At 66.4% G+C, this 25,769-nt stretch carries 29 protein-coding genes; 14 read left to right on the forward strand and 15 right to left on the reverse strand.

Annotated elements, in window-relative coordinates; genetic code table 11:
* Positions 1–2 precede the first annotated feature (2 nt).
* From ACFWU5_RS03665 to ACFWU5_RS03680, 4 genes are all read right to left on the reverse strand, one after another.
* The gene (locus ACFWU5_RS03665; protein ID WP_379266047.1) at positions 3–1,880 is read right to left on the reverse strand and encodes an SCO2524 family protein; all 1,878 of its coding nucleotides are present in this window, start codon (positions 1,878–1,880) and stop codon (positions 3–5) included.
* A 163-nt stretch (positions 1,881–2,043) separates the two neighbouring features.
* Complete coding sequence (locus tag ACFWU5_RS03670; protein WP_379240237.1) at positions 2,044–2,895, reverse strand: TIGR02569 family protein; 852 nt, start codon at positions 2,893–2,895, stop codon at positions 2,044–2,046.
* Positions 2,896–3,001: 106 nt separating this feature from the next.
* Positions 3,002–4,183, reverse strand: a complete 1,182-nt coding sequence (gene moeZ / locus ACFWU5_RS03675; RefSeq protein ID WP_379240236.1) for an adenylyltransferase/sulfurtransferase MoeZ — start codon at positions 4,181–4,183, stop codon at positions 3,002–3,004.
* A gap of 104 nt (positions 4,184–4,287) precedes the next feature.
* Complete coding sequence (locus ACFWU5_RS03680; protein WP_379240235.1) at positions 4,288–5,373, reverse strand: DUF3152 domain-containing protein; 1,086 nt, start codon at positions 5,371–5,373, stop codon at positions 4,288–4,290.
* Positions 5,374–5,566: 193 nt separating this feature from the next.
* Here ACFWU5_RS03680 and ACFWU5_RS03685 point away from each other — a divergent pair, with 193 nt between their 5' ends.
* On the forward strand, positions 5,567–6,247 hold the full coding sequence (locus tag ACFWU5_RS03685; protein WP_379240234.1) for a TetR/AcrR family transcriptional regulator: 681 nt from the start codon (positions 5,567–5,569) through the stop codon (positions 6,245–6,247).
* A gap of 70 nt (positions 6,248–6,317) precedes the next feature.
* Here the strand turns inward: ACFWU5_RS03685 and ACFWU5_RS03690 are convergent, their stop codons facing one another.
* Together ACFWU5_RS03690 and ACFWU5_RS03695 are read right to left on the reverse strand one after the other, a co-directional pair.
* Positions 6,318–6,545 carry a DUF3107 domain-containing protein gene (locus tag ACFWU5_RS03690; protein ID WP_357366222.1) on the reverse strand — a complete coding sequence of 76 codons (228 nt, stop codon included), beginning with the start codon at positions 6,543–6,545 and terminating at the stop codon, positions 6,318–6,320.
* Positions 6,546–6,646: 101 nt separating this feature from the next.
* Positions 6,647–7,183, reverse strand: a complete 537-nt coding sequence (locus tag ACFWU5_RS03695; RefSeq protein ID WP_379266048.1) for a YceI family protein — start codon at positions 7,181–7,183, stop codon at positions 6,647–6,649.
* A gap of 100 nt (positions 7,184–7,283) precedes the next feature.
* Between ACFWU5_RS03695 and ACFWU5_RS03700 the strand changes: the two genes are divergently transcribed.
* Together ACFWU5_RS03700 and ACFWU5_RS03705 are read left to right on the forward strand one after the other, a co-directional pair.
* The gene (locus ACFWU5_RS03700; protein WP_379266049.1) at positions 7,284–8,153 is read left to right on the forward strand and encodes a helix-turn-helix transcriptional regulator; all 870 of its coding nucleotides are present in this window, start codon (positions 7,284–7,286) and stop codon (positions 8,151–8,153) included.
* A 408-nt stretch (positions 8,154–8,561) separates the two neighbouring features.
* Positions 8,562–8,939 carry a hypothetical protein gene (locus tag ACFWU5_RS03705; protein WP_379266050.1) on the forward strand — a complete coding sequence of 126 codons (378 nt, stop codon included), beginning with the start codon at positions 8,562–8,564 and terminating at the stop codon, positions 8,937–8,939.
* Positions 8,940–9,033: 94 nt separating this feature from the next.
* Here the strand turns inward: ACFWU5_RS03705 and ACFWU5_RS03710 are convergent, their stop codons facing one another.
* Positions 9,034–9,723, reverse strand: coding sequence for a ferritin-like fold-containing protein (locus tag ACFWU5_RS03710; protein WP_379266051.1), 690 nt, complete (start codon positions 9,721–9,723; stop codon positions 9,034–9,036).
* A gap of 28 nt (positions 9,724–9,751) precedes the next feature.
* On the reverse strand, positions 9,752–10,804 hold the full coding sequence (locus ACFWU5_RS03715; protein WP_379266052.1) for an alpha/beta fold hydrolase: 1,053 nt from the start codon (positions 10,802–10,804) through the stop codon (positions 9,752–9,754).
* 489 nt (positions 10,805–11,293) lie between these two features.
* On the opposite strand from ACFWU5_RS03715, the gene ACFWU5_RS03720 reads away from it, so the two are divergent.
* Positions 11,294–12,979 (forward strand): DEAD/DEAH box helicase, encoded by a 1,686-nt coding sequence (locus ACFWU5_RS03720; protein ID WP_379240229.1) that lies wholly within the window; start codon positions 11,294–11,296, stop codon positions 12,977–12,979.
* A gap of 188 nt (positions 12,980–13,167) precedes the next feature.
* Here the strand turns inward: ACFWU5_RS03720 and ACFWU5_RS03725 are convergent, their stop codons facing one another.
* Positions 13,168–13,722, reverse strand: a complete 555-nt coding sequence (locus tag ACFWU5_RS03725) for a hypothetical protein (RefSeq protein WP_379240228.1) — start codon at positions 13,720–13,722, stop codon at positions 13,168–13,170.
* A 225-nt stretch (positions 13,723–13,947) separates the two neighbouring features.
* Here ACFWU5_RS03725 and ACFWU5_RS03730 point away from each other — a divergent pair, with 225 nt between their 5' ends.
* Genes ACFWU5_RS03730 through ACFWU5_RS03740 form a run of 3 tightly spaced genes read left to right on the forward strand, consistent with a single transcriptional unit; the run spans position 13,948 to position 16,306 of the window.
* Positions 13,948–15,183: a hypothetical protein gene (locus ACFWU5_RS03730; protein ID WP_379266053.1), complete on the forward strand. Its 1,236-nt coding sequence runs from the start codon at positions 13,948–13,950 to the stop codon at positions 15,181–15,183.
* Positions 15,184–15,206: 23 nt separating this feature from the next.
* The gene (locus ACFWU5_RS03735) at positions 15,207–15,824 is read left to right on the forward strand and encodes an acid phosphatase (RefSeq protein WP_379240226.1); all 618 of its coding nucleotides are present in this window, start codon (positions 15,207–15,209) and stop codon (positions 15,822–15,824) included.
* Complete coding sequence (locus ACFWU5_RS03740; protein WP_379266054.1) at positions 15,821–16,306, forward strand: GNAT family N-acetyltransferase; 486 nt, start codon at positions 15,821–15,823, stop codon at positions 16,304–16,306. Before ACFWU5_RS03735 ends, ACFWU5_RS03740 begins: the two co-directional genes overlap by 4 nt.
* Positions 16,307–16,383: 77 nt before the next feature.
* On the opposite strand, the gene ACFWU5_RS03745 is transcribed toward ACFWU5_RS03740, so the two are convergent.
* Positions 16,384–16,770 carry a hypothetical protein gene (locus ACFWU5_RS03745; RefSeq protein ID WP_379240959.1) on the reverse strand — a complete coding sequence of 129 codons (387 nt, stop codon included), beginning with the start codon at positions 16,768–16,770 and terminating at the stop codon, positions 16,384–16,386.
* Positions 16,771–16,907: 137 nt separating this feature from the next.
* Here ACFWU5_RS03745 and ACFWU5_RS03750 point away from each other — a divergent pair, with 137 nt between their 5' ends.
* Positions 16,908–17,852, forward strand: coding sequence for a diacylglycerol/lipid kinase family protein (locus ACFWU5_RS03750; RefSeq protein WP_379240224.1), 945 nt, complete (start codon positions 16,908–16,910; stop codon positions 17,850–17,852).
* 251 nt (positions 17,853–18,103) lie between these two features.
* Complete coding sequence (locus ACFWU5_RS03755; RefSeq protein ID WP_266292507.1) at positions 18,104–18,358, forward strand: WhiB family transcriptional regulator; 255 nt, start codon at positions 18,104–18,106, stop codon at positions 18,356–18,358.
* Between the two features lie 117 nt (positions 18,359–18,475).
* Here ACFWU5_RS03755 and ACFWU5_RS03760 read toward each other — a convergent pair whose 3' ends face one another.
* Both ACFWU5_RS03760 and ACFWU5_RS03765 read right to left on the reverse strand, forming a co-directional pair.
* Positions 18,476–19,990 carry a sensor histidine kinase gene (locus ACFWU5_RS03760; protein ID WP_379240223.1) on the reverse strand — a complete coding sequence of 505 codons (1,515 nt, stop codon included), beginning with the start codon at positions 19,988–19,990 and terminating at the stop codon, positions 18,476–18,478.
* 31 nt (positions 19,991–20,021) lie between these two features.
* Positions 20,022–20,237: a biotin/lipoyl-binding carrier protein gene (locus ACFWU5_RS03765; RefSeq protein ID WP_379240222.1), complete on the reverse strand. Its 216-nt coding sequence runs from the start codon at positions 20,235–20,237 to the stop codon at positions 20,022–20,024.
* 85 nt (positions 20,238–20,322) lie between these two features.
* Between ACFWU5_RS03765 and ACFWU5_RS03770 the strand changes: the two genes are divergently transcribed.
* A complete protein-coding gene (locus tag ACFWU5_RS03770) occupies positions 20,323–20,397 on the forward strand; it encodes a 50S ribosomal protein bL37 (protein ID WP_022597109.1) in 75 nt (24 codons plus the stop codon).
* Between the two features lie 72 nt (positions 20,398–20,469).
* Here ACFWU5_RS03770 and rsrA read toward each other — a convergent pair whose 3' ends face one another.
* Complete coding sequence (rsrA, locus tag ACFWU5_RS03775; RefSeq protein ID WP_379240958.1) at positions 20,470–20,727, reverse strand: mycothiol system anti-sigma-R factor; 258 nt, start codon at positions 20,725–20,727, stop codon at positions 20,470–20,472.
* 20 nt (positions 20,728–20,747) lie between these two features.
* Positions 20,748–21,392 (reverse strand): sigma-70 family RNA polymerase sigma factor, encoded by a 645-nt coding sequence (locus ACFWU5_RS03780; protein WP_379240221.1) that lies wholly within the window; start codon positions 21,390–21,392, stop codon positions 20,748–20,750.
* Between the two features lie 202 nt (positions 21,393–21,594).
* Between ACFWU5_RS03780 and ybaK the strand changes: the two genes are divergently transcribed.
* Together ybaK and ACFWU5_RS03790 are read left to right on the forward strand one after the other, a co-directional pair.
* Positions 21,595–22,080: a Cys-tRNA(Pro) deacylase gene (ybaK, locus tag ACFWU5_RS03785; RefSeq protein ID WP_379240220.1), complete on the forward strand. Its 486-nt coding sequence runs from the start codon at positions 21,595–21,597 to the stop codon at positions 22,078–22,080.
* An 89-nt stretch (positions 22,081–22,169) separates the two neighbouring features.
* A complete protein-coding gene (locus ACFWU5_RS03790; protein ID WP_379240219.1) occupies positions 22,170–22,484 on the forward strand; it encodes a hypothetical protein in 315 nt (104 codons plus the stop codon).
* Between the two features lie 25 nt (positions 22,485–22,509).
* Here the strand turns inward: ACFWU5_RS03790 and ACFWU5_RS03795 are convergent, their stop codons facing one another.
* The gene (locus ACFWU5_RS03795; RefSeq protein WP_379240218.1) at positions 22,510–23,295 is read right to left on the reverse strand and encodes an SOS response-associated peptidase; all 786 of its coding nucleotides are present in this window, start codon (positions 23,293–23,295) and stop codon (positions 22,510–22,512) included.
* 111 nt (positions 23,296–23,406) lie between these two features.
* Between ACFWU5_RS03795 and aroA the strand changes: the two genes are divergently transcribed.
* Positions 23,407–24,699 carry a 3-phosphoshikimate 1-carboxyvinyltransferase gene (aroA, locus tag ACFWU5_RS03800; RefSeq protein WP_379266055.1) on the forward strand — a complete coding sequence of 431 codons (1,293 nt, stop codon included), beginning with the start codon at positions 23,407–23,409 and terminating at the stop codon, positions 24,697–24,699.
* Positions 24,700–24,818: 119 nt separating this feature from the next.
* A complete protein-coding gene (rsgA, locus tag ACFWU5_RS03805) occupies positions 24,819–25,709 on the forward strand; it encodes a ribosome small subunit-dependent GTPase A (RefSeq protein ID WP_379266056.1) in 891 nt (296 codons plus the stop codon).
* The last annotated feature ends 60 nt before the right edge of the window (positions 25,710–25,769 follow it).

Below are 25,769 nucleotides of genomic sequence, written 5' to 3' on the forward strand. Positions count from 1 at the left end.
CGTCACATCCCTTCCACCGCGAGGGTGCGGGCAACGGCGAGGGTGTCGAGTTCGGTCAGCGCGGCCGAGGCCAACGCGAACGACGTGCCCGGTTGAACGTTCACCAGTTCTCGTGCCCGGACCAACTGTTGTTCGACTTTGCTCAAGACCTGCCGGTCGGGCATCCTGGCCGACTTTCGGCGGGCCGCCGATTCCGTGACCGTGCTGGTGTTGAGCATCTCCTGATTGAGCAGGTGCTCAGCCTCATTGAGTAACTCGACAGCACGGTTGACCATGGCAGGCGAGTGAAGCGGCGCCTCTCGATAGGTGCGCTCCGCGGCGACCAAGCACTCGAGCACCCGCTTGGTCAGATACCAAGACGGCTGCGATTGCTGCGCGCCACCGAACAATGCTCCCGGATTGTCCCAGAGCCGGGCGGCATCGCCCTCCGCGATGACCCGCTGGTCGAGATGGTCCATCACTTCCTTGGCCAATTCCATCAACTGGTCGCGGGCGCCGATATTGTTCGACAGTCGCGCGGCCTGCAGGATTCGTTTGAGCAGAACCGGTGCGAAGTCCGACACGATCCAGGACAACTGCGGGCCATCACCGTTGATCTTCTCGGTACCGCGCAGCATCATTCGGACACCGGGTGTGTGCAAGGCGACAGCGGGGTCGTCACGAGTCGGTCTGCGCGTGATCCGGCCACGCCGCGCCAACTCGTCGAAAATGCCCACCGCACGGGTCAGGTCGTCATCGGAGGCAGTGCGCGAGACAAGTTCCTGAATCAGCACGGCGGACACGATCAAACTGAAGTAGTCGGACTCTTCGCCATCAGAGGTCTTCCAGGGAAGGTCTTCCAGCGGCCAGCGACTGGATCCGAACCGCGCGACGGTCGCCCAATACCGTTGGGTGAGATCCCAGCGCAGACGTAGCGCTTCGACGAGCCGGTATTGCTCGTCGTTGAGCAGGTTCAACTCTCGTGTTCGTTGCGAGAGCACGTCGTTGATGCCGTCGAGGGCGACGATGGTGAAGTACAGATACGGGCGCGGATCGGCAACGCCTACCGGTTGCTCGACTTCCTCGCTCACGAAGTCGACTTCGGCCGCGTTCTCGTGGATGCCCCAACTCCAGCCGCACTCGAACAGCAACGTGTCATCGTGCAGATCGTTGTTCTCGTCGGCGTGGCCGAGGGCGACGTCGGTTCGCAGCCGAGTTCGAACCCGTTCGAGACTTCGATGGATCGATTCGAGGATGACCCGCTCGGGTTGGTCACCCTGGTTGAACATCGACAACATCGCCCGACCCGCTGGCGAGCGAGGCGCGGCTGTGTTGACCACGAAGCTGCGGACCAATGCAGTCAATGCCGCTGTCAGTCGGGTACTCAGCCCGGCCATGAGATTCTTGCTGCGTTCTTCGGCGTCCGGCTGACCCTGGAAATTGTGATCCTGGCAGAAGACCTGGGCGAACCCCATTCCGGCGACACACAGCGTGACCGACATCGAGTAGCTGTCGACCACAGCGATCGACAACTGCGAGGCTGTCGGCTCGTCATCGGTGGTTGATTGGAGGTAGCTACCCGCGTCGAATCGAGGAAGGCCGTCGGATGAATTGCGCTGCAGGAATTCCTCGAGCAACTCGAAGACCGTGAGACCGATCATGAACGATCCGCCGAGTTCGTAAAGAGTTTCGCGGACGTCGTCGGCCATGGTGTCGGGCCGGTCGAGCGCGAAGCTTTCGATCTCGGTCGCCGGGTACAGCAGGCACAGCAACAGTTCGGAGTCACTGACCGAGTTGGCGCCGAGGACGCCGCCCTCCCAGTCCCATTTCCCGTCTCGGTAACACGCCGAGACGAGGGCACTCCAAATGTCCAGAATCTGTTGTCTGGGCTGGATTCTCACCTGCAGCAATCCTCACCGCTCGTGAATGCTGCGGTGAGCCCCCGACGCAGGACACACGACAGCGATGCTCGACGACGGTAGCACGAAGGAATCAGAAACGTTGGGCGTCAACAGTTTTCAGGCCAAGATCGACCGATCGGTCAGGACCGGAGGGGTCTTCGCATCACAGTGCCAAACGCACCATGTCAGCGGTCCTCGCCAACCCGGGGAACGCTTCGGGGGTCGAACGTGGGTGTAATGCATGGACCGCTAAGCGGAACATCAAGGCGCGCAACAACATTTGTGGCCATTCGGGAAGGGTCGACCAGCGGTCGAGCAGTCCGTCGTCGCCGCCTCCCCACGCGAGCGCGTCGACTACGACCACACCGGCGGCCCATGTCGCGGGACGCCAGTAGGGGGTGATGTCGGTGAGGCCGGGGGTGTGGGCGCCGGTGAACAACACCGTGCCGAACAGGTCGCCGTGGACGAGTTGGCTGGGGCTGCGGACCGGTTTGCGCAGGGTCGACAGTTGGCCGATCAGTTCCAGGGAGCGTTGGCCGTCGGGGGTGGTGGCGATGGGGACGCCGCCCGCGCGCAGGGTGCGCAGCGGGACCGATTCCCAGGCGGCGCGGTCGGCGGCCACGAACACGTCCACGTCCACCCAGGGGGCGACGGGGGGTTGGACGAGGAAGCGGGGGCGTTCCAGTTCGGCGGTGGCCTTGTGCAGGCGCAGCGAGACCGAAACCACTTCGTCGTGGCGGGGTTCGGGGGCGCCGTCGACGTAAGTGTCCGCGCGCCAACCGGAGACAACATAGCGGCCGTCGGTGGCACGGACGGGACGGGCTACGCGCAGGCCGTCGACGGCGAGGTGTTCGCGCACTTTCGCCGACCAGGCGGCCCGCGCGTGATCGGCCACGGGGCTGAGCACCACGTCACCCATGCGCCAGCCACCGTCCCAGTCTCCGAGGGAAACCGGCGTCACTTCGCGAAGCCCGAATGTGGCTCGCACATGCTCGGGAGGTTCGACTGAGGTCACGGCCGTACCGTAACCCCGAGATCGGCACGGAAGTCCCAAGGCACGCTGTGATACTCCACTTCGCGACCTCACCGCAACAACCGGCGAGGTCGCGAACCGGCAGCTATCAGTAGACGGGCAGCGACGGATCGACCTGCTTGGCCCAGGCGACCACGCCGCCCTGCAGGTGCGTGGCGTCGGCGAAACCGGCCCGCTTCAACGCGGCAAGCGCTTCGGCGGAACGGATTCCGGTCTTGCAGTGCAGCACGATCGGCTTGTTCTGCGGCAGTTCCGACAGCGCCTCACCGGACAGGATGCGGTCCTTGGGGATCAGGGTCGCCCCGGCGATGTGCACGATGTCCCACTCCACCGGTTCGCGCACGTCGATCAGTTCGATCTTGTCGGCGTCGAGGAGATCCTTGAGCTCGGCGGCGGTGATGGTCGAACCGGCCGCGGCGGCGGTGCCTTCCTCGGACACCACACCGCAGAACGCGTCGTAGTCGATCAGTTCGGTGATCGGTTCGCGTTGCGGGTCGCGGCGCAGCTTGATGGTGCGGTAGTTCATGTCCAGTGCGTCGTAGACCATCAGACGGCCCAGCAGCGTCTCGCCGATGCCGGTGATCAGCTTGATCGCCTCGGTCACCATCACCGAACCGATCGACGCGCACAGCACACCGAGCACGCCGCCCTCGGCGCAGGACGGGACCATGCCCGCGGGCGGGGCTTCGGGGTACAGGTCGCGGTAGTTGATGCCGCGGCCGTCGGGGGCGTCTTCCCAGAAGACCGAGACCTGGCCTTCGAAACGGTAGATCGAGCCCCACACGTACGGCTTGCCCGCCAGCACGGCGGCGTCGTTGACCAGGTAGCGGGTGGCGAAGTTGTCGGTGCCGTCGACGATCAGGTCGTATTCGGCGAACAGTTCGACGGCGTTGTCGGGTTCCAGGCGAATCTTGTGCAGCCGCACGTCGATTCCGGAGTTGATCTCCAGGATGGAATCGCGGGCGCTGTCGGCCTTGGGGCGGCCGATGTCGGATTCGCCGTGGATGATCTGGCGCTGCAGGTTGGAGGCGTCGACCTCGTCGAACTCGACGATGCCGAGGGTTCCGACACCTGCCGCGGCGAGGTAGAGCAGGGCGGGTGAGCCGAGGCCGCCCGCGCCGATCACCAGGACCTTGGCGTTCTTCAAACGTTTTTGCCCGTCGACACCGAGATCAGGAATGATCAGGTGTCGGCTGTAGCGGGCGATTTCGTCCTTGGTCAGCTCCGCGGCCGGCTCGACGAGCGGCGGCAACGTCCCGGTGAAAGACACGTGAGAACTCCTGTGTTCGAGGTGGCGCTGGTGGCCGTTCTGCTGACTTCAACAAGACCTGCCGCGCTGTTCTTCCCGAATATGGTCCCGCATGCGGCAGGCCACTAACCGCGCGGGTACGGCCAGGGGTTGAACCGGCAGGTCTTGCCGTCGGCGGGGACCACACCGTGCGGGTCGAGCAGGGCGATGTCGTTGTTCTTGGTGCCGAAGGTCTGCTGCATCATGATCGGGGCCAGCCCGCCGTCGGTTTCGCAGGGTTGATGCCCGTGGTAGCCGATGGCGTGGCCGACCTCGTGGTTGATCTGGTACTGCCGGTAGGAGCCGATGTCGCCGTCGAAGGCCAGTGCGCCTCGCACCCAACGGACCTCCGACAGCACCACGCGGTCCAGGTCGGCGTTGTAGCACGAGGAGTCGATCGGGATCTCGAAACCGCAAGCGGCGCGGGTGCTTTCGCGTGAGGTCAGCGACAGTCGGAAGTCGGCGGGGCCGGCGTCGATGCGTTGGAAGCCGAACTTGGGGTCGTTGGACCAGCTCTTCGGGTTGGCCAGGGTGGTCTCCACCATTTTCGCCACGGCCGCGTCGCCGCCGAACGGTGTGGTGTCGATGCCGTCCTCGACCTCGACGGTGTACCGGAACACGCGCTCGGTGCCCGCGCCGACCTGGGCGCTGGTGCCCGGCACGATATGCCAGGTGCCCGCCGCGCGTTCGACGTACTCGCCGCCCTCGGGCAGCGCGCCCAGCGGCAGGTCCGCGGGGAACTTCCCGTCGCCCGGCGGTGCGCCGATGATGCCGGACTGGGCCACCTTCGGGCTCAGCGCACCGAAACCGGGGTCGGTCAGCGCGGGTATCGGGCCCGCGCGCACCGCGTCCACGACCACCAGGGCGGTGATGGCAAGCAACACCGGCAGCGCGTAGGCCCGCCAGCCGTAGGCGGACACGAACCGGCCCAGCGCACTCTGTTTCTTCGCGTCACGTTGCGGGCTGCGCGGTCGGCCGTTGTCGTGGTCGGTGGGATCCCAGCGGGCCCGCAGCGGCTGCCGGGAGCGGTCCGCGGGCTGATACAACCCGAGCGGGTCGTACACCTGTAATTCCTGGCCCGGCGAGGCCGAGATGACAGCACCGGACTCGGCGGGTTGCGCGGAGCCGGCGACATCGCGCCCGCCGTCGGCATGGTCATCCGGGTCGGTCACCCCACCAGATTCTCACAGTGCGCAAATCCGCCATGCGGGCGGCCGCAGCAGTTCGCCCGGTTACGGCCCGGCGAACTTCGCGGACTGGTACTACATTTCCAGGGCGAAACCCAGGGACAACACCCTGCGGGTATCGTTTCTGGGATACCCGGACCGCACCTGCGCCGTGGCGAAAACTACTAAGAGAGCCGAGATGACTGACCTCGTGGACCGCATGCCCTCGCGCCGATCGGTGCCGGAGACGGTCCCGGCCAAGCGCGGCACCCGTCTGCCCCGTGACGAGCGCCGCCAGCAGCTGCTGCTCGCCGCGAGTGAGGTTTTCGTCCAGCGTGGTTACCACGCGGCGGGCATGGACGAGATCTCCCAGGTGGCCGGGGTCAGCAAGCCGGTGCTGTACCAACACTTCGCCAGCAAGCTCGAGCTGTACCTGGCGGTGCTGCAGAACTACGTGGACATCCTGGTGTCCAGCGTGCGGCAGGCACTGCGCTCCACCACCGACAACAAGCAGCGTGTGCGGGCCGCGGTCGCCGCGTTCTTCGATTTCGTCGACAACGAGATGCAGGGCTTCCGCCTCGTCTTCGAATCCGACCTCACCAGCGAACCGCAGGTGCAGCGTCGCGTCGAACAGGCCACCGAGGCGTGCGTCGACGCGGTGTTCGACCTGGTCGCCCACGACTCGGGCCTTGACCCGTACCGGGCGCGGATACTGGCCGTGGGTCTGGTCGGCGCCAGCCAGTTCTCAGCCCGCTACTGGCTCGAGGCCGATCGCCCGGTTCCCAAGGACGAGGCCGTGGACACCACCGCGTCGCTGGCGTGGGGCGGTCTGAAGCACGTGCCGCTCACCGCCGCGCAGCGCGCTTCGCAAGACTTGTAGTTCGAACAAAAATTGCCCCGCCACCTTTCGAAAGGTAGCGGGGCAATTCTGTGTCTTTACACCGTGGTCTTTAGACCGTGGCGAAGCCGACGCGGCCCGTCGCCGGGGAACCGATCTCCACGTAGGCGACCTTCGCGGCCTGGATCAGGAACTTCCGGCCCTTCTCGTCGGTGAGTGACACCACGCCTGCGGAGCCGCTCAGCGCATCGGACACCAGCGCCTCGATCTCTTCAGGGCTTTGCGCACTGTTGATGACGAGCTCTCGCGGGCTATCCGAAATACCGATCTTGACCTCCACGGCCAACCTCCGAACGTAAGAGTCCTGTGTTGTCAGCCCCCAGGTTAGTGCAGGGGCCCGACACGGGTGTCGGAGCCGCCTGCGCTGTGAGCGAACGGGGGTTACGCCGGTTCGACGAGTTCGATCTCGAGTTCGATCTTCACGGTGTCCGACAGCATTCCCGGCATGGGGACGCCGACGCCGAAGTCGGTGCGCTTGATGGAGCCGGTGGCGGAGAAGCCGGCGTGGCGGGTGCCGTCGGGGAAGTCGGCGATGCCGCCCCATTCCACGTCCAGGGTCAGCGGCTGGGTGATGGCGCCGAGGGTAGCTTCACCGGTGACCGTGAAGGACTCCGCGATCTGAACCGGTTGTGTCGCACGGAAACTCAGGGTCGGGCGGTTGGCGACGTCGAGGAAGTCGGCCTGGCGGATGTGGTGGTCGCGGTCGGCGTTGCCGGTGTCGAACGAGTCGAGGTCGATGGTGGCGGCCAGGGTGGCGGCGCCGGTTTCGTCGACGACGAACTCGGTGGTGAAGCGGGTGAAGCCGCCGCGCACCTTCGCGATTCCGAGGTGGCGGATGGAGAAGCCGACCGAGGCGTGGGAGGTGTCGAGGGCCCAGGAGCCGGCCTTCAGCGCTTGTGTCTGTGTCGAGGAAGTCATGACTCCACCCTGACCGGACCGTGGTCCGTTAACCAGACCGTGGTTATCCTGGTCCCGACAGGGCGTGGCTGACAAGGCCACGACCAGGCACCATCGAGAAATGGTAGGCGCAGGTATGGCGGATCATCCGGGTGCTCGTTCGGCGTTCGCGGAACTTCTCATCGCCCGCCGGGCCGAATTGCGTCCCGAGGATGTGGGTCTGCCCGGTGGGGGTCGCCGTCGCACGCCCGGTCTGCGCCGGGAAGAGGTCGCGGTGTTGGCCGGGGTCAGCGCCGATTACCTGGCCCGCATCGAGCAGGGCCGTGACACGAATCCGTCGATGGCCATCGTCGACGCACTCGCCACCGCCTTGCGTTTCAACGACACCGAACGCGCCCACTTCGGCTGGCTCGCCTTGACCACCAGCAGCGAATCACGGTGCCCCAGTACAGCTTTCGACCCGGTTCTGGATCAGGTGCCCGCAGCCCTTCGCAGCGTCCTCGACGCCCTCTCCCCCACCCCCGCCTTCGCACTGGGCCCCCGCGCCAACGTGCTCGCCTGGAACACCGCCTGGGCCGACCTGGTCACCCCGCTGGGCCTGCTCGACAACCCCGACCTGGTCAACCTGGCCCTGTGGACCTTCTACCACCCCCTGGCCCGCACCACGATCACCGACTGGCCCCAGTTCGCCGACAACATCGCCGACCAACTGTCCAGAACGCGCCTGCGCCGCCCCGACGACGAACGCATCGCCGAAATCATCGCCACCCTCACCGAAGAACCCGACTTCGCCCGCCGCTGGCACCCCCACCGCCTAGCCGAAGACCTCCCCACCCTGCTGGGCTTCGAACACCCCACCCGAGGCACCCTCACCTACACGGTGCAAACCCTGTCGGCCGATAAGGACCAACAGGTAGTCATCTGGCTCCCCCGCGAAACCGCGACCCGCACACCGGAATTGCGCCTGGTACAGCGCGCCGCTGGCGAGTGACGACCGTTCGAGCGAAGTTTCGGACCGTCGATTCGAATTATCAGCCAGCGGTGATGTCGCAGGAGGAGATCGACCTGATGGATTCCGCGTTGGAAACGCATGGGCCAGGGGGCATCGTGGGGCTCGCTTTGATCAAGAGAGAGGCCGATGAACTCTGCGCCCAGCTGTACCCGGCCACGTTCGATGACGGGCAAGGTGACGCCTTCCGGCATGCGTATTGGACATAGGCGTTCCGTTGCCAGGTGGTCGCTGATGCGGGGAAGAGATTCTGTTCCAGTCGCTTGGCTTGTCGCGGCATTGGTTATCTGTTCTGGATGTGCGTTGATACCCGATCGGCGAGTTGAATCGCTCCAAAACTGCATGTCAAGGGTTTCTTTGCCCATTCGGGGTGAGGTTCTTGGATCTGGAATGAGATTTCGTCAGGAAAGCATTGCCGCAGCCGATCGCAGTGAGCCGACTACACTCCGTACGATCACTCGCGCCGCAGGGTGGTCGGATAACTGGGATCACGTCGTTGAAATACGGCCGAATATGACATCTGATGAGATAAATCTCGCCGCAGGAACAAATGGAATTTGCTGGGAGGGTATCCCAGAGGATTCCGCCGGTGACGATGTCCTCCCGACAGGAAGTTACCTCTTTCTCGATGGATCGACCGTGAAGCAGACGACGTCTTGGTGGGAAACGAGCAATAAACCCTTCGATTTCTCCGGCACGGCGTCGGCGATTCAGGCCGACGAACAATTGGTGGCATCGGACCCAGGCGTCGATCTCCGCCCGCAGTAAACACCTTCGTTGCATTCACGGTGGGCTCGCGAGGCTACCTCGACGCGAGCAACGGGCCTCGTCGTCAGGCGAGGACCGTTGCTCACTTCGGCGGCTACAAACCGAGCACGGCCATGCGGGCCGCGTGGCGTTCCTGCATGCGGTCGAACAGGGTGGCGATGCCGTTGAGGTCGCCGGTGGCGGCCAGGACCAGTTCGGCGAGTTCGTCGCGTTGGGCCATGACGAACTGGGCCTGGGTGATGGCTTCGCCGAGGAGGCGGCGGCCCCACAGGGTGAGGCGGTCGCGTTCGGAGCGGCTGGACTCCACGGCGCTGCGAACCTCGTCGACCACGAACTGGGAGTGGCTGGTTTCGGCGAGGACGTCGCGGACCACGTCGGCGACTTCTGCCGGGAGCGCGTCGGCGATCTCGGAGTAGAAGTCGGCGGCCAGGCCGTCGGCGACGTAGAACTTCACCATCGACTCGAGCCAGGTCGAGGGGTCGGTGGAGGCGTGGTAGGAGTCCAGCGCGCCCTGGTACTGGGCCATCGCGGCCTCGGCGTCGGCGCCACGGGCGGTCAGCGCGGCTTCGAGGGTTTCGAAGTGCGCGAGTTCGGCGGCGGCCATCTTCGCGACACCGATCCGGCCGCGCAACGACGGTGCCTGCTTCGCCTCTTCGGCCAGTCGGTAGAACGCCGACAGCTCACCGTAGGCGAGGACCGCGAACAGTTCCGTCACCCCGGCGTGGTCCGCGGGCAGCGGTTCGGTGGAGAAGAATTCCGGCACGCTGGTGGTTTGGGCTCCCATAACTATCAAGAATAGTCCCGATCGAAGATCAATCGCGTTCGGCCAGGAACTTGTCCAGGTGCGCCCAGGTGGTTTCGCGCGCATCGGGACCGGTGAGGATGCCCAGGTGACTGCCCGGCACGACCTCGTAGGTGACCGACGGCGAACCCGACAGCGTGCGCAAACCGGCCTCGACGGCGGCCTTGGGCGTGATCACGTCGGTGGTGCCGCCGATCAGCAGCACCGGCACCCGCACGTTCGCCAGTTCCACGGTGCGGTCGCCCAGTTCGAGCTTGCCGTTGCCGATGTCGTTGGCCAGCATCATCCGGCCCCACAGCTGGTTGTAGAAGCGGCCGGGATAGCCGGGCATGGCGGCCTGGAAACGGTCGATGGATTCCATCTTGGCCAGGGTCTGCTTATCGGTGATATTGCGTGCGATGAACCCCGGTCGCGCCAGTTCACGGTCGAAGGCGGCCAGCCGATAGCCGAGTTTGGTCAGCGGTGCGGGAATGCCACCGGCCGCGCGCACGATCGCGGTGCTGCCCCAGCCGCCGGTGAATTTCGCGACCGCGCGCAATTGCGGGATCCCCAGCATCTTGTCGTAGTCCAACGGCGGGCCGACGCCGGTGACCGAACGAATCGGCAATTCCGGGTTCGCGGCGGCGGTGAGCAGCGAGAACATGCCACCGACCGACCAGCCGACCAGGTCCACCGGCGCGCCACCGCGATCGGCGCTGACCCGCAGGATCGCCTCGGGCAGGATGTCGCAGATCCAGTCCTCGAAGCCCATCTTGCGGTCGGCGAAGGTGATGTCGCCGTAGTCGACCAGGTAGGGCGCGCGCCCGGTTTCCACCAGGAAGCGGGCCAGGCTCTGATCGCGGCGCAGGTCGAAACAGGTGGCGGGAGCGGCCAGCGGCGGCACCAGCAACACCGCGGAATCGCTTGCCGCGGACTGGAATTCGGTGTCGTAGCGACGCAGCAGGCGGTGCGGCTCGTCCCACAGCACGGTGGAGGGCGCGGGGTCCACGGGCTCGATGCCCGCGCCGAAGCTCAGCGCCCACGCGTTGCGCGCGGCAGTGGTGACGGTGTCGGTGATGCTCACACCTAGAAATGTCTCACACGCGGTACCGGCGGTAACAGTGAGCTCGATTACATTCGAGACACGCCCGAAATCCCCCCACCCGCGAATTGTCCTGCGACACACCGCCGCCGCGCGCGAACATCGGTGGCGAGCCGTTTTCGCACAGCATTCAACGGTGTCGAAATTTCCGATTGCGCAGAATATCACGCTACAATCTCCGTGGACAACGCTAGTTTCATCGCCGGAGAACCATAGTTCGCGGGCGAGGCACTCCACTTGCGCCAGCGCGCGAGCGGACCGCAGCGTCGTTCACAGACAGCAATGTCGAAGAAATTGTGCGCGCAACGAATCCGCATCACCGCAGCGCCGCGCCGATGACACCGTCGCAGACGATCGAGCATAACGCCTGGTCGACGATGGTTATCCGGCGCAGGCCCGGTGAGTATCACAGGCGGAGATGTGGTCGTCGCGGGCCGACCGGCCCGCCCCACCTCGTGCGTGCGAGATGCAATGACGAGGAAGGCACGAACACTGAGCAAGATCACTGTCGAACAGGAACCCGGCGTGGCCGAAACACTCCTGACGGCCGAACTGGACACCACCCACATCCCGCCGAGTTTCGCCGAATTGGGCGTGCGCGAAGAAATCGTGCGCGCGCTGGGCGAAATCGGGATCGAACGCACCTTCGCGATTCAGGAACTGACCCTGCCGCTGGCTCTGGCCGGCGAGGATCTCATCGGCCAGGCCCGCACCGGCATGGGCAAGACCTTCGGGTTCGGCGTGCCGCTGCTGCACCGTGTCGCCACCGCCGACACCGGCACCACCCCGCTCGACGGCACCCCGCGTGCGCTGATCATCGTGCCCACGCGCGAGCTGTGCATCCAGGTCACCAAGGACCTGGAGAACGCGAGCAAGTACCTGACCAACCACCAGGGCCCGCTCAAGGTCGCCGCCATCTACGGTGGCCGCCCCTACGACACCCAGATCGCCGACCTCCGCAAGGGCGTCGACGTGGTCGTCGGTACGCCGGGTCGACTGCTCGATCTGGCGAACCAGGGTCACCTGATCCTGGGCAAGATCGGCGTGCTCGTGCTCGACGAGGCCGACGAGATGCTGGATCTGGGCTTCCTGCCCGATATCGAGCGCATCCTGTCGATGGTGCCCGACAAGCGTCAGACGATGCTGTTCTCGGCCACCATGCCGGGTCCGATCATCACCCTGGCCCGCACCTTCCTGACCAAGCCCACGCACATCCGTGCCGAGCTGGCCAACGATTCCGCGGTGCACGATCGCACCGAGCAGTTCGTCTACCGCGCACACGCGATGGACAAGGCCGAACTGGTCGCGCGCGTGCTGCAGGCGGAGACCCGCGGCGCGACGATGATCTTCACCCGCACCAAGCGCACCGCGCAGAAGGTGGCCGACGATCTCGCCGAGCGTGGGTTCAATGTCGGCGCTGTGCACGGTGACCTCGGTCAGATCGCCCGCGAGAAGGCGCTGACCAAGTTCCGCAAGGGCGGCATCGACGTGCTCGTGGCCACCGATGTGGCCGCGCGCGGTATCGACATCGACGACGTCACGCACGTCATCAACTACCAGTGCCCCGAAGACGAGAAGACGTATGTGCACCGGATCGGCCGCACCGGCCGTGCGGGCCGCACCGGCGTCGCGATCACCCTCATCGACTGGGACGAGCTGCACCGCTGGGAGTCGATCAACAAGGCCCTGAGCCTGAACATGGCCGACCCGGCCGAGACCTACTCCAGTTCCGCGCACCTCTACAGCGACCTGGGCATCCCGCAGGGCATCACCGGCGTGATCCGCAAGGCCGCGCCCGCCGCTCGGGAAGCCGACGTCGTGGTCGAGGAGCGCACCGAGCGCCCGAAGTCCTCGCGCAGCCGCCGCCGCACCCGCGCAGGCACCCCCATCACCGAGGGCACCGAACCGACCACCGAGTCGGCGGAGGGCACCGACGAGACGGTCGAAGGCGACAAGCCCGCCCGCCGCCGTCGCCGCCGCCGCAAGCCCGCGGATGGCGAAGCAGCGACCCCCGAGTCGAGCACCAGCGAAGCCACCGACGCCCCCGATTCGGCCCCGGCCGACGGCGACGACGCAGCCAAGCCCGCCCGCCGCAGGCGCCGCCGCAAGCCCGCGGATGCCACCGCCCCCGAAGCAACGGCAACCGTAGACGCCTGATCTAGCACCGGGGAGGGCATTCGCCGCCTTCCCCGCCTACACCAGCGCCCGCTCGAAATCTCGGGTCGACCGTGCTGCGTGTGGTCGTGCTAGCCTCGATACATAGCCATCCCATCGCGGTGGGGTTGGAAGTGAGCCACGGGATTACTCGCCGGACGACGAGGCCCGTGGCTCGCGTCGTATCCGGGTCAGATCGCCCGTACCTCGATCAGTCCACCGAGCTTGTCGAGATAGGTGGAGTTGCCGACGCGGTGCTGAACCACAGAACCGCAGACAATGTCGGAAACCCACAGCACCGGCTCGTTGCGGCCGATGCGGTGCTCGATGCGCAGTTCCGCTCCTAGCACGTGCTGGGCGCGGAACTTGTACGCGATATCGACGTCACTGGCGTCGAGACCACCTCGCGACTCCAGGGTCAGGACCGCGCATTCCAGGTGGTCCAGCTGGGGCAACAGCTGCTCCAGACACTTTCGGCGCTGACGACGGTCACTGGCACCGATCTCGTTGTGTACGACCACGATTCCGCATATGGGCAGCGAGGTGCAGCATTCGATGAGTGCCATGCGCCGTTCGGCGTTGGCCTTGTTCCAGTGCACCTTCTTCTCGCCACGCAACTGCAGACTGCCCATGGTGGCCCGCACCTCGGGAACGTCGCCATCCTCGATGAGGACGGCGGACAGGATGTATGTTCCGGGGTCGGCGTCTGGTTGCGACCCACTCTCGTCACCCCAAGCTGTCAGCAACGAGAACCACCGAGCGCGTCCACGAGAACCCCCACCCTGCGTAGTCGTCGATAGATTTCCCGATCCGGTAGACCTCTGCGCGTTTCGATCAAGCCCTCATCGATCAGCGGATGATGGTACTTCACCTGGGCGAACTCCGTTGACACCGCCGAGAATCGAGAGTTGACCCACGGCGCGCGATCACCGGCGGCGAACTGTTCCGGCGTCCCAACTACACTCGCCATCGTGCTCGCACCCGAACGGCGGACGCGCGCCGATGTCTTCGTAGCAGTCGCGATCGCCGTCACCCTTGTGGTGGCGGCGTTCGTTGTATGGGCGCGCGCTGATGCCACCGGTACCGATTCGGTGGTGGCGGCGTCGCCTGCGCCTACTGTCACCGCGGCTACGGAGTTGCCGACCACGTTGAGTGAGCGGTGGCATGCCTCGGATGCGGCGAGTCGGCGGGCGCTTGTTTCGGGGAATGTGGTGGTGACCGGGGATCACGGCACGGTGAGTGGGCGTGATCCGGTGACGGGGACGCAGTTGTGGTGGTATCGCCGGGATATGCCGTTGTGCGGGGTGGAATCGCAGTTCGGCGCGGTGATCGCCACCTATCGTGATCAGCGGGGGTGCAGTCAGTCGGTGATGCTCGAGGCCGATACGGGGGCGCGGCGGGTGGCGCGCAGCAGCTATATGGATGACGAGATCCGGGTTTCCGGGGACGGGACCTATCTGCTGGCGTTGGGGTCGAATCGACTGGAGATGTGGCGTTCGGATCTGGTGCGCACGCTCGAATACGGTTACGTCGACGCGCCGGTGAACCCGAATACCCAGCCGCGCAACGGATGTGAGCTGCGGTCGGCCGCGTCGAGTTCGTCGCGCCTGGCGGTACTGGAACGCTGCCCGGGCGACGCCACCGACCGGCTGACGGTGTTGAACCCGGCCCCGAAGGAATCGACCGACCCCGAGGAACACGGCTCGCGCGTGCTCACCGCACCCGGCGCCGATTCCCCCGAGATGCGGGTAATCGCGGTGTCGGACAACAAGGTTGCCGTCTACTACCCGCCGACTCCACCCACCGCGACCGGCCTCGGACTGCCCGCCAGGATCGCCGTGCACGACGGCACCGGCAACGAGATCGCGGTGCATCAACTGGCCGCCCCGTGGAACGAACGCACCACGGTGACCCGACTGGGTTCGGCCATCTACGTCTTCACCGGCACCAGCCTGATTGCCTTGAGCTCCAGCACATTACAACCCGTCTGGACCGTGCGCGACGCACTGGGCACGCCCGCGCTGATGGCGGGACGACTGCTGGTCCCGGTCGCGAACGGGCTGGTCGCGGTGGACAGTGGCAACGGTTCGACCGTGGCCGCGATCCCGGTCAAGCGCGCCGACTACCGCGGCGACACCATCTCCACCGCCGTGCTGGGCAACACCGTGTTCGAGCGACGCGGCGGCCAGCTGTACGCGCTGACCTGACCCGGCACTGCCATGATGGACCCATGTCCGAACCCGACGCCCGTCTGGTCCTGCTGCGCCACGGCGAAACCGAGTGGTCGAGCCAGCGCAAACACACCAGCTTCACCGACCTGCCGCTGACCGAGCAGGGCGAAGCCCAGGCCGTGGCGGCCGGGCTGGTGCTCGAGTCGCTGCACCTGCGCGACCCCCTGTGCTTCACCAGTCCGCGCCTGCGCGCCAGGCAGACCGCGGAACTGGCCGGTCTGCACCCGATCCACGTCGACGACGACCTGGTCGAATGGAATTACGGCCAGTACGAGGGCATCACGACCGCGAAGATCCGCGAAACCGTGCCCGGCTGGACCGTGTGGACCGCGCCCGTGCCCGGCGGCGAGACGGCCGACCAGGTGGGCGCACGGGCCGACCGAGTGCTGGCCCGGGTCGAACCGGAACTGCCGAAGCGCGACGTGATCCTGGTCGGCCACGGCCACTTCTCCCGCGTGCTGATCGCCCGCTGGGCGGAGTTCCCGGTGCGCGAAGGCCGCCGCTTCGCGATGTCCACCGGCGCGGTCAGCGTGCTGGGCTTCGACCACGACGCCCACTCCATCTGGGGCCACAACCTCACCGCCCGCACCGAACCGATCGAAGGAATTCTGCGATGACCGCACTCGTGCGCCGTGCCACCCCCGCCGACGTGCCCGCGATGGTCGGCTTGGTCCACGACCTGGCCGAGTACGAGAAGGCACCCGCGCAGTGCACGCTCACCGCGCCGCAGCTGCAATCCGCGCTGTTCGGCCCGACGCCCGCACTGTTCGCGCACGTTGCCGAGCACAACGGCGAGGTGGTGGGCTGTGCGATCTGGTTCCTGAACTACTCGACATGGGATGGCGTGCACGGCATCTGGCTCGAGGACCTCTACGTGCGCCCCGAGACCCGCGGCACCGGACTCGGCCGCGCACTGGTGGCGGCGCTGGCGGCGGAGGCGGTCGAACACGGCTACAGCAGGGTCTCGTGGTCGGTACTCACCTGGAACACCCCGTCGATCGCCTTCTACCGATCCCTCGGCGCCGCACCGCAAGACGAGTGGATCGGCTACCGACTATCGGGTTCCGAACTGACAGCACTTGCCGCGACCGTGAACTGAAGCCGCGCAACGACTTTCGCAATTCGATTGGGTAACAAGGCTTTTCGCGTTCGTTGAATTGCGCGCGAAAAGCCGGGCTATTCGTCGTCGATTTCGGCGTAGTCGGCGGCCATGAACCGACTGGTCGCCGGCGCGAACAACGTCGCGAGTCCACCCACCGCGACAACCGCCAGCAAACTCCCCCACAGCGGCTGATGGGAGTCGGTGAGCAACGACCACGCCACCGGCAGCAGCAACACGTTCGCAATGACCGCGATCGCGCGGCCCCACCGTTTGCCGCGCAGCAACCCGAGGCCCGCGGCGAACACGCCACCGAACAGCACCCCGAACCACATCGCGGTCCCGACCCCGCTGGCCTGGGATTGATCGTGCCCGGTCAGCGCCCGCACGACCAGCACGATCGCGGTGACCAGACCGGCTAGACCCTCCAGCGTGACCAGGACACCGGCCGCTCGCACCGTCATCGGGATGCCGGTGGGCACCTCACGCTGGTCACCGTCTGCTGTCACGTCCTGCTCTGCCACGTGCCCCAGCCTACGACGACGCGTCGTGGTGCCCGGCGCGCGCCGGGTGTTCGCCGCAGCGCATTACCCTCGGCACTGTGCGGACGCTGCTCATTGTCAATCCCAATGCCACCTCGACGACCCCGGCCACCCGGGATCTGCTCGCGCACGCCCTGGAGAGCCGAACGCAGCTCACCGTTGCGCACACCCAGCATCGCGGTCACGCCGCGGAACTGGCCCAGTGGGCATCCACGCAGGAAATGGACCTGATCGTCGTGCACGGTGGCGATGGGACGGTCAACGAGACCATCAACGGTTTCCTGCCGGTGCCCCAGGTCGGCGACGACCAGGTGTGGCGCCCGCGCCTGGGCATCATCCCCGGCGGCTCGGCCAACGTGTTCGCCCGCGCGCTGGGCATCTCCCCCGACCCGGTCACCGCGACCAACCAGCTCATCGACCTGCTGGCCCGCGACGCCGACCGCCGCATCGGCTTGGGCCTGGCTGACGACCGCTGGTTCACTTTCAGCGCGGGCGTGGGCCTGGACGCCGACGTGTGCGAGGCCATCGACGCCGCCCGCGCGAAGGGTCGCAAGGCCACGCCGACGCGCTATCTGCTCACCACGGTGCGCAAGTTCTTCGGTGCGCGGCGGCAGGAACCGACAGTCACTGTCGAGGTACCTGGACGGGATCCGGTGGAGGACGTCTATTACGCCTTCGTCACGAATTCCAGTCCGTGGACCTATCTCGAGGACCGTCCGATTCGTACGAATCCCACGACCACCTTCGAATCGGGCCTGGGGGTGTTCGCGATGAAGTCGATGAGCGTGACCCGCACCCTGCTGCTTGCCCGACAGTTGCTGGCCGAGAACGGAAACCCCAAGGGGCCAACGCTTTTCCGCGCCGACAACGTCGATTCGGTGCGCATCGAGACCGACTCCGAGATCGGTCTGCAAATCGATGGCGACTTCATCGGAAAACGCAAGATGGTGCATTTCACATCTGTGCCCAGTGTGCTCGATGTGGTGGCTCCCAAGCCGTCCTGAACGCCGGTCGCGAAGAAAAATCTGCTGGTTGCGCTGCGAAAACCACCGGACGCGAGTAGAAATGACCGGGCAGGTTCCCCTCACGGGGCCCTAGAGCGTGATCTCCCCCACGGTGCGCCGGAGACCTATTGACATCTACGGTGATCGTGAAAGCATTCACAAGCAACCGTGCGGAAACATTCGAGTCGCACAAGTGAACGATCCACTAACTACCGGCGCCCTTTGTGGCGTCCACGCAAAGGAGCAGAGGAATGGACTGGCGCCACAAGGCCATCTGTCGCGATGAGGACCCTGAACTGTTCTTCCCGGTGGGTAACAGTGGTCCTGCGCTCGCGCAGATTGCCGATGCCAAGCTGGTCTGCGCCCGCTGCCCCGTCACTGCCGATTGCCTGTCGTGGGCCTTGAAGTCCGGACAGGATGCCGGCGTGTGGGGTGGCATGAGCGAAGACGAGCGTCGCGCGCTCAAGCGTCGTAACGCGCGCACCCGTACGCGTACCACCGTCTAGAGACGACGGATCTGGCGTTGCCGGGCCATTCAGCCCCGGCCCGGTAACGCATGTGTGAGAACCCGGCACCTTCGCGGTGCCGGGTTTATTGTTGCCTACCAGCGGTTTTGGAATACTTCAGCGCCCGGCGCGACGGCCCAGCGGCACTCGAAGTACCGCGTCCGTGCCCACATCGGCACCGGGATGTAATCCGATCGAGCCGCCCAGTTCCGACGTCACCAGGGTGCGCACGATCTGCAATCCCAACCGGTCGGAACCTTCCAGACTGAACCCTGCCGGTAGCCCACGGCCGTCGTCGCTGATGATCACGTCCAACCAGCGTGCGGAGCGTTCGGAGCGAATCGTCACGGTACCGTTCTCGCCCGCGTCGAAGGCGTGCTCGATCGCGTTCTGCACCAGTTCGGTCAGCACCATCACCAGCGGTGTCGCGCGTTCGGCGGAGAACACTCCCAGCGATCCGGCGCGGCGCACCTTGATCCGCGCGGTGTGCACCGTGGCCACGTCGGCCATGATCGGCAGCAGTCGGTCGATGACCTCGTCGAGGTCGACTTCCTCGTCCACCGACATCGACAGCATCTCGTGCACCGAGGCGATCGAGGTGACGCGGCGCACCGATTCCGTCAGTGCCACTTGGGCTTCGGGGTTCTCGGTGCGACGGGCCTGCAGTCGCAGCAGCGCCGCCACGGTCTGCAGATTGTTCTTCACCCGGTGGTGGATCTCGCGGATGGTGGCGTCCTTGCTCAGCAACGCGCGGTCGCGCCGCTTCACCTCGGTGACGTCGCGCACCAGCAGCGCGGGCCCGGCCAGTTCGCCGCCGGGGCGCAGCACCAGCGTGCGCAACAGCACGGTCGCCCCGCGCGCTTCGACTTCCATCCGGCGTCCGGTGCGTCCGGCCAGCGCGGCCTGGATATCGGCCACCACTTCCTGGGCGTCGAACGGGTCGGTGATCAGCGAGCGGGTGGTCACCGCGAGGTCCTGGCCCACGAGATCGGCTTGCATACCCATGCGGTGGTAGGCCGACAGCGCGTTGGGGCTGGCGTAGACGACGATGCCGTCGGTGTCGAGGCGGATGAAACCGTCACCGGCACGCGGGCTCGAGTGGGTGGCGGCCCGGTCTTCCGGTGTGGGGAAGCTGCCGTCGGCGATCATCTGACACAGGTCGTCGGCGCACGAGACGTAGGCCGTCTCCAGTGTGCTGCGCACCCGCGAGCGGGCGAGATCGGAATCGCGGCTCAGCACCGCGATCACGTCGTCGCCGCAGCGCACCGGGATCGCCTCGCGGATCGCGTGGGCGGGGCTGGGGTGGTAGACCCCGCTGACCTCGACCTCGGTGTCGGTGCGCACCGTCGTGCCGCTGAGCAGGGCATCGAAGACCTGCGGGAACTCCGACCGCGAAGCGGTGGTGCCCACCTTGTCCTCGAGATGCACCGTCGGCGCGGTGGTCGGCCGGATCTGGGCCACACACACCACGTCGCAGCCGTCGTCGACCGGGCCCGCGCCCACCCACAGCAGCAGATCCGAGAACGAGAGATCGGCGAGCAACTGCCAGTCACCCACCACCCGTTGCAGATGGTCCACGGCGATGCCGGGAAGGTCGGTGTGTTCGGCCAGGAGCTCGCTCAGTGTTGCCACGCTGGATCTACCGCTTCGTGTTTCGTGTGACTTACGCGATGGTGGCGATGAGGTCGCCCGCCTGCAGAACCTGGCCCGGTGCGACGTTCACCGATGTGACATCGCCCTCGACCTCGGTGAGCACCGGGATCTCCATTTTCATCGACTCGAGCAGCACCAGTGTCTGATCTACCTGGACATGTTCGCCCACGGTGACCTCCACAGCGAGCACGGTCGAGACCATCTCCGCGCGCACTTCTTCAGGCATGGCACCCCTTCGTTAGTATCCGCCGAAGCTACAGCCAACCACACATGAAACAATGGGTGTCGACCAGACATAGAAGGGAGCTCCCATGGGTAAGCGTGGACGTAAGAAGCGCAGCCGCAAGGGCAACGCCGCAAACCACGGCAAGCGTCCTAACGCTTGAGTCGTGCCGCTGCGCACAGACACAAAAGCACGCCCTCAGTTGAGAGCGTGCTTTTGTCGTATCCGGGGCTGATCAGCTCTCGCTGGTCTCGATCCTGGTGACCGTGATGGTCCGGTGGATCTCCAGTTTCAGCCGGTCGCGCAGGCCGTCGGGGGCGTGCTCACCACCGCATTTGCGGCTGAGCAGGCCCTTGATCTTCTCCTCGATGCCGTAGGCCTCGATGCAGGGGCTGCAGTGGTCCATGTGCTCCTGCAGGCGCGCCCTGGTGGCGTGGTCGCACTCGTTGTCGAGCATGAGCCACACATCCGCCAGGACCGCGGTGCAGTCCATGTCGAGATCGGGATCGTCACTCACTTCACAACCTCCTGGCGTTCCCCACGGTCGAATCCACGTTCGCGCGCCACGTCGGCGAGCAGGCCCTTGAGCTGCTTGCGTCCGCGGTGCAGCCGAGACATCACGGTACCGATGGGGGTGCCCATGATGTCGGCGATCTCCTTGTACGGGAAGCCCTCGACGTCGGCGTAGTAGACCGCCATCCGGAATTCCTCCGGCAGCTGCTGCAGCGCGGACTTGATCTGGTCGTCGGGCAGGGCGTCCAGTGCCTCCACCTCGGCCGAGCGCAGGCCCACCGAGGAGTGCTCGGCGGTGGCCGCCAGCTGCCAGTCGGTGATCTCGTCGGTCGGGTACTGCGCGGGCTGACGCTGCTTCTTGCGGTAGGAGTTGATGTAGGTATTGGTCAGGATCCGGTACAGCCAGGCGCGCAGATTGGTGCCCTCCCGGAAGGACTTGAACCCCTGGAACGCCTTCACGAACGTCTCCTGCACCAGGTCCTCGGCGTCGGCCGGGTTCCTGGTCATGCGCAGCGCGGCGCCGTAGAGCTGGTCGATCATCGGCAGCGCGTCCCGCTCGAACCGGGCCGCCAGCTCGGCTTCGTCGACTTCTGTGCCGGACGCCCCGTCCGACACCCGGTTGTCGTCGTCGCTCGTCACACCCATCCCTTCGATCGCCGTAGTCACCGAATCTACCGGCACAACGGAATCGACAGGCACTCGCGCACCCCGTGGCAGGAGAGGACGCTCCTCGAGCAGCAGTGTCACTATCTCTCCTTCACGATCTCTCCCTGGATGGGCTTGTCACTTGTGTGCAACAGGCACCCCCGCATCCGTGTTCCCGCACCGCCGGAATGTCGGAAGTAGGGTGACCGGCATGTCGACTCCCGCGATCCGGTCCCTGCGCGACATCGAGCATCGAGTGCACGCGTATTCCCATGATCCGCGGGCGGAATCGTATGGCGACGAGGCTGTCGACGCGCTCGGGGAGCTGGTGGGTGTGCAGGCCGCGCAGATCTTCAAGACCTTGGTGATCGAACTCTCCACGGGCGCGCTGGCCGTGGCGGTGTTGCCGGTGCCGGCGCGACTGTCGTTGAAGGCGGCGGCCGCGGCGTTGGGTGCGCCGAAGGCGATCATGGCCGACAAGACCAAGGCGCAGCGCACGACCGGCTATGTGCTGGGCGGGGTTTCGCCGCTGGGGCAGCGCAAGAAGTTGCCCACTGTTGTCGACGCGTCGGCGCTGCGGTGGGATCGGGTGCTGTGCAGCGCGGGCAAACGCGGGTTGGAGATCGAGTTGGCGCCTGCGGATCTGGTGCGGGCGTGTGCGGCGGTCACCGCGGATATCACCGGCTGAGGGCCATCCGGATCTGCTCTGGCTCCGAATTCACTGGGACATATTCTGCGCCCGGTACGACTGAATCGACCCGAGGATGTGATGCGAAGATGTCTGCTCGTTCGACGATCGCCATGCTGTCCGGTGCTGTGGTAATCGGTTTCGGTGTGTTGGCTCCCGTCGCCACCGCTGTGCCGCAGGTGGTTCCGCCGTCGCAGGCCGAGCCCGGCGACTATCCGCTCAACGGTCAGGGCACCACGCCGAAGCAATCGCCCAAGACCGCGCCGGGGACCGACGATGACGAGACCGCCGAGAAAACGGAGAAGTTGGGTGGCGGGGTGGCCACCGAGGTCATCGATCTGGTCACCGGAATCATCAAGTGCGGGTTGAACATTGCCACCGATTCGGTGCCCTGCACGCTCTGACGTCTACGGCCGCGGCCGGGCACGATCACAGCAGTGTGGTCTGCCCGGCTTCGTCGTCGCAGGTACCGTCGGGCACCAACAGTTCGGGTCCGTTGTTGCGCACGTTGTTCACCAGGCTCGACACCGGACGCGCCACGATCGTGGCCAGTTCCGCCGGAGAAGGCGGCTTCAGCAATTCCGCGGGTGCGGGGTGATCGGGGTCGAGCCACGCGTCCCAGTGCTCGCGCGGCATCGGCAACGGCATCCGGTCGTGGATGTCGGCCAGTTCGCCCATCGCGTCGGTGGTCAAGATCGTGCACGACAGCAGCGGTTGGGCATCGGGGACGCTGCGATCACGCCACACCGACCACAGCCCGGCCATGTACAGCAGCGAACCGTCGGTGTGCGACATATAGAACGGCCGCTTCACCGCCTTGCCCTTGCCGGTCGGCGCGGGCTCGACCAGCCATTCGTACCAGCCGTCCATCGGGACCAGGCAGCGCTTGCTCTTGACCGAATCACGGAACGACGGCGCGGTAGCGGCCTTGTCGGCGCGGGCGTTGAACAGCGGTTTGCCCTTGGCGGGCAGGCCCGGTTCGCCCGCCTTGGTCCAGTGCGGGATCAGACCCCAGCGCATCCGCCGGATCCGCAAGCGCGGGTCGTCGTCGGGCTCGCCGTGTTCGTGCCGCTCCACGATCGTGAGCACCTGGGTGGTGGGCGCGACGTTGTAACTCACGGCCGCGTCCGGCTCGTCCAGGCCCGTCTCGTCGACAGCGTCCAGTTCGGCCGCCAACCGGCCCGGATTCGTGGTCGTCGCATATCGTCCACACATAAGGGCCAACATACGCGCGGACACCGACAGAAAACCGTGTCGACGACCCCACCCCACGCCGAAAACCGCACCACCGGTGTGTCCGAACCGCACATAAGCGAAGATGGGGACGTGAGTTTCTGGCCTGCGCCCCCTATCGAGGTCCCCGTCCATGCGACCGTGACCCTGCCCGGTTCGAAATCCATCACCAACCGCGCGCTCATCCTGGCCGCACTGGCCGATGGGCCGTCCACCCTCACCGGTGCGCTGCGCAGCCGCGACACCGACCTGATGATCCAGGCGCTGCGCGCGCTGGGCACCGAGATCACCGGCGACGCCGACACCCTCGAGGTCACCCCCGCGCCGCTGCACAGTGCCGCGGTCGACTGCGGCCTGGCGGGCACCATCATGCGGTTCCTGCCGCCCGCCGCCGCGCTGGCATCCGGCGATGTCGCGTTCTTCGGCGACGAGCAGGCCAAACTGCGCCCACTGACCACCATCCTCGACGCCCTGCGCGCCCTTGGCCTCGATGTCGACGGTGACGCGCTGCCGTTCGTCGTGCACGGCACCGGCGCACTGCGCGGCGGCACCGTCACCATCGACGCGTCGGGTTCCTCGCAGTTCGTGTCCGGTCTGCTGCTGTCGGCCGCTCGCTTCGACGAGGGCATCACCGTGCACCACGACGGCAAGTCGCTGCCGTCGATGCCGCACATCGAGATGACCGTGGAAATGCTGCGCCGCGCCGACGTGACCGTGCGCACCCCCGCCGATTCCGGCAACGCCCAGACCTGGACCGTGGCTCCCGGCCCGATCCGCGCGGTCGACTGGGAGATCGAACCCGACCTGTCCAACGCCACCCCGTTCCTGGCCGCGGCCGCGGTGACCGGCGGCCATGTGAGCATCCCGATGTGGCCGCGCGGCACCACCCAGCCCGGTGACGTGATCCGCGAGATCCTGGTCCGGATGGGCGCCGAGGCCCGCATCACCGACGGCGTCCTCACCGTGCACGGACCCGATCGCCTGGCCGGCATCGACATCGACCTGCACGACGTCGGCGAACTCACCCCCACCGTGGCGGCCCTTGCGGCGCTGGCGGACTCGCCCTCGCGACTGCGCGGCATCGCGCATCTGCGCGGTCACGAAACCGACCGTCTCGCAGCACTTTCCGCGGAGATCAACCGTCTGGGCGGCAATGTCACCGAGACCGAGGACGGCCTCGAGATCGTGCCGGCCCCGCTGCACGGTGGCCGGTGGCACTCTTACGCCGACCACCGCATGGCCACCGCCGGCGCGATCATCGGCCTGCGCGTGCCCGGCGTGGAGATCGAGGACATCGGCACCACCGCCAAGACCCTGCCGACCTTCGTCGCCCTGTGGGAGCAGATGTTGGCGCCCGCGTTATCCGGTAACGGAGTGGCGCGCTGAGCCGCCAAGGCCGATCCTCAGCCAGCTACGACGAATCCGATGTCCGGGTCCGCCCGGGCAAGGCCTCGTCGCGCCCCCGCACCAAAACCCGCCCCCAGCACGCCGACGCCGAGGCCGCCATGGTGGTCGCCGTCGACCGCGGCCGCTGGGGTTGTGTCCTGGGCGGTGACGCCGACCGGCGCATCGTGGCCATGCGCGCTCGCGAACTGGGCCGCACGCCGATCGTGGTCGGCGACCAGGTCGACGTGGTGGGCGACCTGACCGGCAGGCCCGACAGCCTGGCCAGAATCGTGCGGGTCAGCGAACGCAGCACCGTGTTGCGGCGCACCGCCGACGACACCGACCCGTTCGAACGCATCGTGGTCGCCAATGCCCAACAGCTGTTCATCGTGGTGGCACTGGCTGATCCGCCGCCGCGCACGGGTTTCGTCGAGCGGGCGATGGTGGCCGCGTATGCCGGTGGGCTGGAACCGATTCTGGTGCTGACCAAACGCGACCTGGTCTCGGAGTCCGAATTCGCTTCCGCCTTCGAGGGTTTGGATCTGAAGATCCTGTACGCGGGCATCGACGATCCGATGGAGCCGGTGCTCGAGATCTTGAACAACCGACTCACCGCGCTGATCGGCCACTCCGGTGTCGGCAAGTCCACGATGGTGAATCGCCTTGTGCCCGATGCGTATCGGGCCGTGGGCGTGGTGTCCGGTGTCGGCAAGGGTCGGCACACGTCCACCCAGTCGGTGGCCTTGCCGCTGCCTGAGGGTGGTTGGGTGATCGACACTCCCGGCGTCCGGTCGTTCGGCCTGGCCCACATCACGCCCGACGACGTCATCGCCTCGTTCACCGACCTCGCCGGTGCCATCGAGAACTGTCCGCGTGGCTGCACGCACCTGGGGCCGCCCGCCGATCCCGAATGCGCGTTGGATCAGCTGCCCGGCACGGAACGGCGGGTCGACGCGATTCGCGTGCTGCTGACCGCGTTGATCTCCAATGACGCGTGGGAGCATCGCTGATTGCGAAATGAGCAACGGTCAGATTGCGAATTCGACTCACGTTCGGTCGCGTTCATGGTC

It is taken from the genome of Nocardia sp. NPDC058640 (assembly GCF_042716995.1).
Taxonomy (GTDB): Bacteria; Actinomycetota; Actinomycetes; order Mycobacteriales; family Mycobacteriaceae; genus Nocardia.